Annotated in this window: 7 protein-coding genes and 1 pseudogene; 2 read left to right on the top strand and 6 right to left on the bottom strand. The window is 56.7% G+C overall.

Annotated features, from left to right (window positions below; all coding sequences use genetic code 11):
- Window positions 1-144, bottom strand: a pseudogene (locus tag HDF16_RS29555) (IS6 family transposase); the annotation flags it as partial.
- Between the two features lie 294 nt (window positions 145-438).
- Between HDF16_RS29555 and HDF16_RS29550 the strand changes: the two are divergent.
- Complete coding sequence (locus HDF16_RS29550; RefSeq protein ID WP_184224456.1) at window positions 439-882, top strand: tyrosine-type recombinase/integrase; 444 nt, start codon at window positions 439-441, stop codon at window positions 880-882.
- 205 nt (window positions 883-1,087) lie between these two features.
- Here the strand turns inward: HDF16_RS29550 and HDF16_RS29545 are convergent, their stop codons facing one another.
- The 3 genes from HDF16_RS29545 to HDF16_RS29535 form a co-directional block, all read right to left on the bottom strand.
- Complete coding sequence (locus tag HDF16_RS29545) at window positions 1,088-2,311, bottom strand: vanadium-dependent haloperoxidase (protein WP_184224452.1); 1,224 nt, start codon at window positions 2,309-2,311, stop codon at window positions 1,088-1,090.
- Between the two features lie 568 nt (window positions 2,312-2,879).
- A complete protein-coding gene (locus tag HDF16_RS29540; protein WP_184224450.1) occupies window positions 2,880-3,521 on the bottom strand; it encodes a hypothetical protein in 642 nt (213 codons plus the stop codon).
- 243 nt (window positions 3,522-3,764) lie between these two features.
- On the bottom strand, window positions 3,765-4,346 hold the full coding sequence (locus HDF16_RS29535; RefSeq protein ID WP_184224448.1) for a hypothetical protein: 582 nt from the start codon (window positions 4,344-4,346) through the stop codon (window positions 3,765-3,767).
- 109 nt (window positions 4,347-4,455) lie between these two features.
- Here HDF16_RS29535 and HDF16_RS29530 point away from each other — a divergent pair, with 109 nt between their 5' ends.
- The gene (locus HDF16_RS29530; RefSeq protein WP_184224446.1) at window positions 4,456-6,624 is read left to right on the top strand and encodes a winged helix-turn-helix domain-containing protein; all 2,169 of its coding nucleotides are present in this window, start codon (window positions 4,456-4,458) and stop codon (window positions 6,622-6,624) included.
- A gap of 599 nt (window positions 6,625-7,223) precedes the next feature.
- Here HDF16_RS29530 and HDF16_RS29525 read toward each other — a convergent pair.
- Window positions 7,224-7,595 carry a DUF1330 domain-containing protein gene (locus tag HDF16_RS29525; protein ID WP_184224444.1) on the bottom strand — a complete coding sequence of 124 codons (372 nt, stop codon included), beginning with the start codon at window positions 7,593-7,595 and terminating at the stop codon, window positions 7,224-7,226.
- A gap of 78 nt (window positions 7,596-7,673) precedes the next feature.
- Window positions 7,674-8,060, bottom strand: a complete 387-nt coding sequence (locus HDF16_RS29520; protein ID WP_184224442.1) for a VOC family protein — start codon at window positions 8,058-8,060, stop codon at window positions 7,674-7,676.
- Window positions 8,061-8,801: the final 741 nt, after the last annotated feature.

Raw genomic sequence — 8,801 nt, 5'->3', positions numbered from 1 at the left:
GTAGATCGTGGAATGATCGACCGGCACGCCGCGCTCGCCCATCATCTGCTCGAGATCGCGATAGCTGATGCCATAACGGCAGTACCAACGCACCGACCAAAGGATGATCTCGCCTTCAAATTGACGCCACTTGAACTCTGACATGACCAGCTCCGCTCGGGTTCAGCCCATCTTCACGCAACCACCGAAAACTTGCAACAGAGCCCGGCAGACTCGGGCCTGCTGAGTCCGGAACTTGCTGCTGGCATACGGCGCGTCAAAGGCGTCAAGCAACTCGGATGCCGCGCGGGTAACTGGCTCAATCAGGACCAGGCTCGGTTGCTTCTTGAGAAAGCGAATGGGCAAGGCTTACGCCACGCCCGGAATGTCGCTATGATAGCGATCCTGCTCGGCTGCGGTCTGCGCCGAGCCGAGCTGTCTGCCCTGCGCTGAGAAGACATACAAGTCCGACAGGGCCATTGGGCGATCGTTGACCTTGTCGGCAAGGGTAACCACGTTCGGACCGTCCCCATGCCGGTCTGGGTGAAGAATGCCATGGACAGATGGCTGACAGCTGCATCCGTCACGACGGGACGAGTGTTCAGGGCAGTCAGTCGTCACGGAACCGTCTGGGGTAAGGGCATATCCGAAAACGTCGTCTGGTACGTAGTCCGGAGCTGTGCACTGCGTCTGGAGCTCGACCACCTCGCACCTCACGACCTTCGGCGAACCTGCGCAAAGCTCTGCCATGTGAACGGCGGCGAACTGGAGCAAATACAGTTTCTTCTCGGTCACGCCTCCGTCCTGACAACAGAACGCTACCTCGGATGCAAGCAGAACTTGGAAGAGCCCGTAAACGATCGCTTTGGCTGCCTGTTCTCCGGAGATGTCAATTCGCGATAAGGTCTGTTGTCGCCAATCCTGAGACAAAGCCCACGAACCGTCGGACACCTGCAAATGCATGTCTCCGAATCGGTCTCCTCAATGAGTGCGCTGTCGCGATGCGCTCGTTCGGAACGGCTGCGAATGGACGACATACGATTCGCCTCTGCTCTCAGCCTTAGGCACGAAAGCGTCGCATTCGCGAATAGATTCTGAAGTGTGGATTCTATGGAATGGGTTTCAAGTATTTCTGAACGGCCAAGTTCCCAATTTTCTCTCCCATCGCTTTGCCTATTACGGTTGAGTTCCGGTAGTGAAGGCCGCCGTAGATTCTTGCGGCGGATACCTCTTCCGCGTAATCCGCGATCGTAGGCCACTTATGCATCATGCCGGGCGACGTTGGGCTAGTCATAGTCAGGGCAATCGGTCCCGTTCCGAATTCTGACTCCAGAACCGCTCTGGCAGCGCCGGAGTTGATGCAGTGTGCGCAGGGATACTCCGGGTGCATCGGCGTGTCGACCAGCGACTCCCATCCAGGATCGCGGGCGGTGGCATCGTTGCCGTCGATATCTCCGTTGCGAATCGCTGTAACAGGGCGCCAAAAGTTGAAGCTGTACTTCGCTTCGAAGACCGCAATATAAGAATCCGCGACCGCCATCTCCACCAAGGCAAACAATCGCGCGTTCTGGCTCAAGTTGCGCCCTGGTGCGGCTGCGAGCTGGCGCACGATCGGATCGAAGCTCTGCGGGCCCGTGATCGTCCAGAAGCGCGCAGCCTCGGTTTGTTCGCTGGTACGGCGCGAACCCTTCTTGGCGCCAAGTTCTTTGATCTCGTTGTAGTCTGCCGCCCATTCTGCACTGCCCAGTGCCGGAGGTGGTGCCGGATGAAACTGGGATCCGCTCTCCATCACCCAGGGTGTAACTTTCCCCCACTGTGTACCGACGGGCAGAGAGGTCGAGACGTAAGCGCCCTGAGTGGTCGTCGGCCGATATGTATTGCCAACGTCAGAGCCATCGGAAGCACGCAACGCCAGCACTTTTGATGCGACTTCTTCTCCTGCAGTAATCCCCGTTAGTTTCCCCGACCCCTCCGCGATATTTCTGAGCGAGGCCGCGTATACCTTGTCCAGCGCTACCTTCTGCTCGGGGAAAAGCGATACGAGAGCTGCGTGCGCGGCGGCAACTCCGGCTGCTTCGGGCGAACTGCCGGGAGGAGCGGATATCTTGAACTTGTAAGGCGTGTAGCGACCTTCAATCGAGTTAATGGCATCGAACATCGACGTGTGCACAATGGCCATTGCGCGCGTGCCAGCGAATGGAGCTATCTTCGCTTCCAGGACGCAAGCGTTGGCATGCTGGTTCCACTCCGTTACCACATCGCCGAATCCTGCGGATGGATAGAAGCTCGCGAACGCGAGCAGGGCGCCTGCGCAAAGTTGACCGGCGTTCATCAAGGCCTCCCTTTTGCTGTTATTAATGCGGATCCTTCGTGCCCTGGCTCCGGATATCGGCCTTGCTAGCGCATACGGGAACGGTGTCTTAGGAACTCGTCCGACGCGTTCTAGGTATTGGGTAAATCGATCCAAGAGAAAATAACACGAGTTGCCCTGATTGCCAAGAACGATTGAATCATCCGGTTACGTCGTGTATGCGGCATTCCCAAGTTCGAAGCCCTCATGCGCACATCTGGATCAAATTCCACCCCCTGAGCCGGACAGCCCACGACAAACACCGCCGCAGCCGTTGACTCTCAAGAAGCGCATAATCGCCGCTGCATTTCGAACGCGATCTAAGTTGTAAACGCGCATTGGCCTGATATCGCCAAGTGAGGCTTACCAAGAAAGACTCTGAACAAAAGGAGACCTCATCGGCTATGCACTCCTGTAGCGTCGGATTACGACCGATCAGAACCCACTACGGTTCTATCTTCCTAGCGAGCCGGCCAACATGTGGCCCAGGATATTGCCAGATGCTGGCCTGTTCAAACGGGGCGACATGGATCGCGCCGATAGCTCGCTTCTATTGTGATGAAAGCGGCGAGTCGATGGTGACGCGCTCCGCGGTGATAGGTCCGTGAAACGAGACTAAGAGGTTATGGCCGACGTAGGAATATACCTCCACCGAAAAAGTCCCCTTGAAGCGTTTATGGTTCGGACTGACGGTCACAATCTCGCGGATGTGAACGATCTGTGCGGGCTCGGTTTCGGTGGGTACGGTAATTCCCTGGTCGTTTGGCGCAACGGTTCCGTTGTACCCAAGAGCGAAGTGGTTGAGTTGATAGGTGGAGCGGCCGATCTTCTCCCAGACGCCCTGGCATACGGCACCGGTGCCGGGAGCTTTGGTCGAGTTGAAGAATTCAGTATTGTCGCTGTGCCACGCGGCATACCCCTTATCGGCGTAGCCCTTGGATGTGTCTTCCATGTCAACGTGCCAGAGTCCGACGATCGGTTCGAAGCCATGTTCGTCACGTTCGTCACCCCACCGACTGTCACCATTCTCCGGCCAACCAGCCAGCGTAAAGCGAGGGGCGGAATTTGCCTGACTGGAGAAGGAACTGTACTTCAAGGGGCCTCCGCACTGTGCGACCAGCGCGGAGGATGCGAACGTAAGAAGCATCATGATGACGAAGGAACATGCCATAAGCCGTGAGCTGAATTTCATCTCTGTCTCCTAATTAGTTGGGCCGCTGTGTGCGGCGGTTGAGTCGAATGACGGCCTGTAGCTCGGAAAGACCAGAAGTGTTGCCATGCTCCGCAGTGGTAACGGTGCAACAAGAGCAACTATGGCGTGAGGCGGGCGCGGGAGTCCTCACGAAACTCTGAGGGCGTTGTAATGTTTCGCAGAGGACGTGCACTTCTCGGGCAAAATGGCCCTAAATACCGACGGCGATGATCTACGGACGAGCTAAGGCCTGAGAGCCGCAAGGTGGAGCGCCGTGCGCTCCGCGACCCATCGCGTTGCCAGCGCGTCGACTTTGTATTCGTCGCTGCTCTGCAGATAGATATGGCAAAGCTCGTGGGCAATGATGTGCTCGGGCTGTGCCCGAAAATCACCGCTGTAGGCATGGACCATGGCCGAACCCCGGATGATGGTGGAATGCGCCGGTCTGTTGGTGATAGCCAGAATGCCGCTGCCAACCTGGTTGCCCTGGCGGAGCTGAATCCGCGCCCAAGCTGCCGCGTCACAGGCGACGTCCCAGGTCCAGTCGTCCGGATGGGGATAAGCCTGGATATACGGAAGAAGGACCGCCAGGATCTCCTGGCAGCTCTTTGGGGTCGGATCGCCTGCCTTCGCTCCGGTAGCGATGAACTGGACGGACATCCGTGCACGCGCCGGCGCAGCGCCAGCCGCAGTCTTGGCCGGCTCCTGTTCGGCTGTCGGCGGATTCGTTTCTGGTCCCGCGGAAATGCTCTGGCAAACTCCGGCAGCCGTGCCATAGAATAGGGCCACTCCAACCGCCCATTTCGCGAACCGTGTGAAGTTCATGTGTTCCTCCTTTTGCTGAGGAGGAACTTAGGGCGGCGAAGGGTATGCGGTACTCACGGCACGCCGATGTTTTTCGATTGAATTCCGAATGGAATGCTGAGGTCGTTTTGTGACGCATCAATACCGGTTTGGCGATCTCCTGATCGACCAGCAAAGCTTTCGTCTCCTGCAGGCAGGCAAGCCGCTTGCGATCGAACCTAAAGCGTTGAATGTCCTGATCTTTCTGGCTCAAAACCAAGGACGCCTGATCGAGCGGCGCGAACTATTGAGCGCGGTTTGGGGTGACGCCTTTGTAACTGACCATGTTTTGAACCGCTCTATAGGCCAGCTCCGTAAAGTTCTCGGAGATGATGCCAAGGAGCCTCGCTATATAGAGACGGTGCCGACGCTCGGCTACCGCTTTATCGCGGCCGTTGAGACGGAGCCATGGCAAGCACTCGCGGTGCTCGATGAACCGGCAATCATCACCGCCGAAATCCAGGCGAGCGAACGGCCCGCCGCAACGGTGGCCAGTCAAAGCGACGCCATTGAGCTGGAACCGGTCGAGGCAGCGCCCGCTAACCTGATAATGCACCCGGCTGTTCGACAACCTGAACCTGTTCTCGCAAGGCGCATCTGGCTTAAGCCAAAGCTCTGGCTTTACGGGGTTGGCTTGGCTGCTGCAATGGTGATGGCGACTCTCCTGCACACACCCGAGGTGGCGGGACCCCTGGAATCGACGCAGATCACGTTCTCGACCGAGTTTAAGGAACGACCCATCTTCACCGATGGATCGCGACTTTATTTCGAACATCACAGCGAGGCATCCGAGATGGCGGTGAGCGGTGGCAAGGTGGTTCCCATGCGATCGCTGGAGCCGGGAATGCATCTGCGAGATTTATCTTCAGATGGCTCAAAGCTGTTGGCCTGGAAGGCGGACTTGAACGACTTGACTGGCGTCGGATCTCTGTGGGTCAGTTCGACGATTGGAGGTACACCCCGAAAGTTGGGTGATCATCTGGGAGACCGGGCGATCTGGTCACCAGACGGACATTCGATCGTCTCCTCGGTCGGCACGGCCCTTTATGGCATGGACGAGAATGGCGGCAACCTGAGAAAGCTCTGGGAAGCACCAAGACAGATCACTGACCTCTATTATTCTGCGGACGCGAAACAGCTTTGCGTCACCTCGGAGCTGGATTACGCTTCGCGAATCTGGATCATGCGGCCCGACGGCACGCAGGCGCATCTGCTTTCCGTGGAATGGCCCGATAACTGGGACATCCGGAACGGAAGGTGGACTCGGGATGGACGGCATTTTGTCTTTCGCTCGGACGGCGAAGGACGCCAGAACATGTATGAGGTGGTCAAGCCGGACTGGTTGCACTTCTGGCGAAAGCCCAAGGCGGTAAGAATTACCGGAAATCAGATCGAGATTTTAGCTTCCGTCCCCTCACGAACCACCAAAGGTCTGCTTGTCCTGGGAAGGCTTGATCAAGGCGCGATGCAGGTCTTTGACCCAAAGAGCAGGAACCTCGTTCCATTTCTCAGCGGGTTCTCGGCAAGCTCATTCGTGATCTCTCCCGACGGCCAGTGGATGGCTTACACCGAATTCCCCAGTGACCATCTGTGGAAGAGCCGTCTCGACGGCAGCGAGGCGACGCAGTTGACAGAAAGCGGTGCATCCTTTCAGCAGTGGTCGCCGGATGGCAAGTGGCTTGTTTATACAGATGACTACAAACTCTACAGGGTCTCGGCAGACGGTGGGCCGCCGGAGATTCTGATCGCTACAGGAAATTATGAGCTTGTACCGACCTGGTCTCCCGACGGCAAATCGATTGTATTCAACTATTGGGACGGAGTGCACGAACCGGCCACTCTGGAGATTCTGGATCTGGCCACCCGCAAGGTCTCCCCCATGGCAGGAGCGGAGAAATGCTATCTGGCGTCCTGGTCCCCAGATGGCAAGTATCTGGTGGCAATTACCAAGAACCCAGCGCGAATGATGATGTTTTCGGCGAAGACAAAAACCTGGTCGGTGCTAAAGGTCTTTGAGTTTCCAGACGGCTTCTACGCGTGGTCACGCGATAGCAAGTCGATTTATATGGCTACTTTGAACGAGCGTAAGGGGATCTATCGCCTGAGTGTGCCAGAGGGTACCTGGGAGAAAGTTGTGGGAGTCGAAAACATCAATGCAAAAAATGACGAGGCGTTGCTGAGCATAACCGCTGACAACCAGCCAGCGATCATGAGTCACACAGGTGTGGCGCAATTCTATCTTTTGCGCTGGCCAAACTAGTCAGATTCGCTTGAACCGGCGCAGATTTGCTGAGTTGCAATCATGCATCAATTTGAACATTCACCGTGATCTGTAGCGAAGTTCTCCTTGTGGACAACATCATTGCTCGGACCACGGATCAAAGATTCCTTACACGCGTAGCAGCTATCGAAGCGCGGCAACTCTTTGCGCGTCAGGGGCAGAGGCGGTTCGTTGGGGAAAGCACGGCGCGTAAGGGGCAACACGATCAGCCCTGGCATCATCACCAAGCTGCTCGCCAATGACAAACTGAAAGGACCACACGCGGTCCCGGCTACAGACGAATGTTGGAAGTTTCGGCGCCCGACGAGTTGGGCCGCCGGACGAGGTTGGCACAGTCGGTGCGCTCCTTGTTGGACCCGACGGTGCGTTCATTACGGGAAGCGATCTCCTTATGGAGGGCGGTGTCACGGCTGCGTACTGGTTGAGAGAACTCGCCCAGAAACGACATCACTCGAATGACGGTAAATCGCCGAGTCTCTCACCTGCGGCTTCTTGGTACCGGGAAGTTAAAATGGAACGCGAGAATCTGAGACGCGATGAAAGTGTTTGGTGGAAACGGCTAGGCTGGCGATGCCTGGCTATTGTGCGAAGCCTCCCACCATAAACATGCGGCCCTTCACCGCGGCCAGCCGGATCGGTTTAATTGCTGCGTAAGCCGGCGAACTGTACCACGCAAGTGCCTGTTCGGAGCTTTCGAATGCGATAACGACGATCCCCCTAGGAGGCGCATCGCCGTCGACGAAATGATAATGTCCTTTGAAGGGCACGAGGGTTTCTTGCACCTTCGTTCCATAGTTCTTTACAGCAGTGTCGTCTGCGATTGTTTCAGCTTCCGAGATTACATAGACGGGTGGCATCTTCACTTGCTCGCCATGCATCGCACTTTTGCCCGCGGCGCCGACCAGAAGGCCCGCAATCATAGCCATTAGAAATTTGTAGTTGGATTTCACGATTCCTCCTCGTACCTTTGTTTTGCGAAGATAGAGATAGACGCTTCGGCATAGGGACCGAAGCGCCCATGATTGCGTCTACCGTGGGGGCTGATCGGCCGGATTCAGGTGGGCAACAATCGTGACGCGTGTTCCGTTCGGATCCAGTACGGAAAATCGCCGGATTCCGATGGGCTTATCTTCCAACGGCTCGATGATGGTCACTCCTTGGGAGACTCCTCGTTGATGAATTTCGCTGACGCTTTCAGGAAAACCGACATCTATGGCAAAGCCGGGAGGCAGCGGTTTGGCGTCTGCTGCATCGGCATTTACAGACACTTGCTGCTTGGGCTGAGTTGCAGATGCCAGGATCATCATCCCATCATGCTCCATGGCAACATTGAAGCCCAGTACACCTTCATAGAAGGCGCGGCTAGCTGGCATATTCAAAGAACGAACGTCTGGTATGGTGCGAACGATGTTCATAGGTCGTCTCTCCGTGGACGGTTTGGTGCCGTCGTCTCGGAGGCGTCGCTGAACGGCCGCGTAGGATTGTTCGGTTCGGCGTGCGGTCTCCCGCACGATTCGCTTAAAATCTTTTCTGGCCGTCATGGGCACGCCTCTCGCCCTCGCGACGAAGATCCCCAGCGTCTTCATCCGAAGGCAGGCTGCCTGATTCCAGCGACCGACGAGGATATGCTCCCCTTTGCCCCCATCAATGCGATCCGGCTGGGGCGGATCGAAGAAGGACTAGCGCGTGGTTCCGCTGTGGAGAGGTTAGTCCGGTTGAGAAGAAGCGTCAACATGGCACTTCTCGCTTGGCGGCGGGTACGCTCGTCGGGAACGGTAAGTCGAATCTTCTTGATTGACGCTAAATCGCCGACGCACTTATCGACCCCGAAGGTATGAACGAGTGCACTGGCCTGAAGTCACCATGTGAGCGCCCTATCGTTTCCCAGAAAGCCGACGAGATCGAGAGCAAACTCAGTCTGTTCGGGTAATGTATTGCGGTGTCTCACAGATTCCGAGGGATACGGCCGGTCTCTTCACGCTTCGACTCGTTATGATTCACTCATGCTACCAGTCGATACCGATGACCGACTCACACTCCTGGCTCTTGGAGTATTGGCTCTCATGGTGGCGGACATGAGCCACGAAGCCGTGGGTCATGGGCTCGCAACTTTCGCGGTAGGGGGTAGGGTGGATTTCATCTCAACCTGCTACGTC

Source organism: Granulicella aggregans (assembly GCF_014203275.1).
GTDB lineage: Bacteria > Acidobacteriota > Terriglobia > Terriglobales > Acidobacteriaceae > Edaphobacter.
The sequence above is the reverse complement of the archived record's forward strand: the minus strand, read 5'-3'. Positions and strand labels throughout refer to the sequence as shown.

Excerpts from the sequence above, each read along its gene's own strand:
- HDF16_RS29545 (WP_184224452.1), bottom strand. The coding sequence starts at position 2,311 with ATGAACGCCGGTCAACTTTGCGCAGGCGCCCTGCTCGCGTTCGCGAGC.
- HDF16_RS29540 (WP_184224450.1), bottom strand. The coding sequence starts at position 3,521 with ATGAAATTCAGCTCACGGCTTATGGCATGTTCCTTCGTCATCATGATG.
- HDF16_RS29535 (WP_184224448.1), bottom strand. The coding sequence starts at position 4,346 with ATGAACTTCACACGGTTCGCGAAATGGGCGGTTGGAGTGGCCCTATTC.
- HDF16_RS29520 (WP_184224442.1), bottom strand. The coding sequence starts at position 8,060 with ATGAACATCGTTCGCACCATACCAGACGTTCGTTCTTTGAATATGCCA.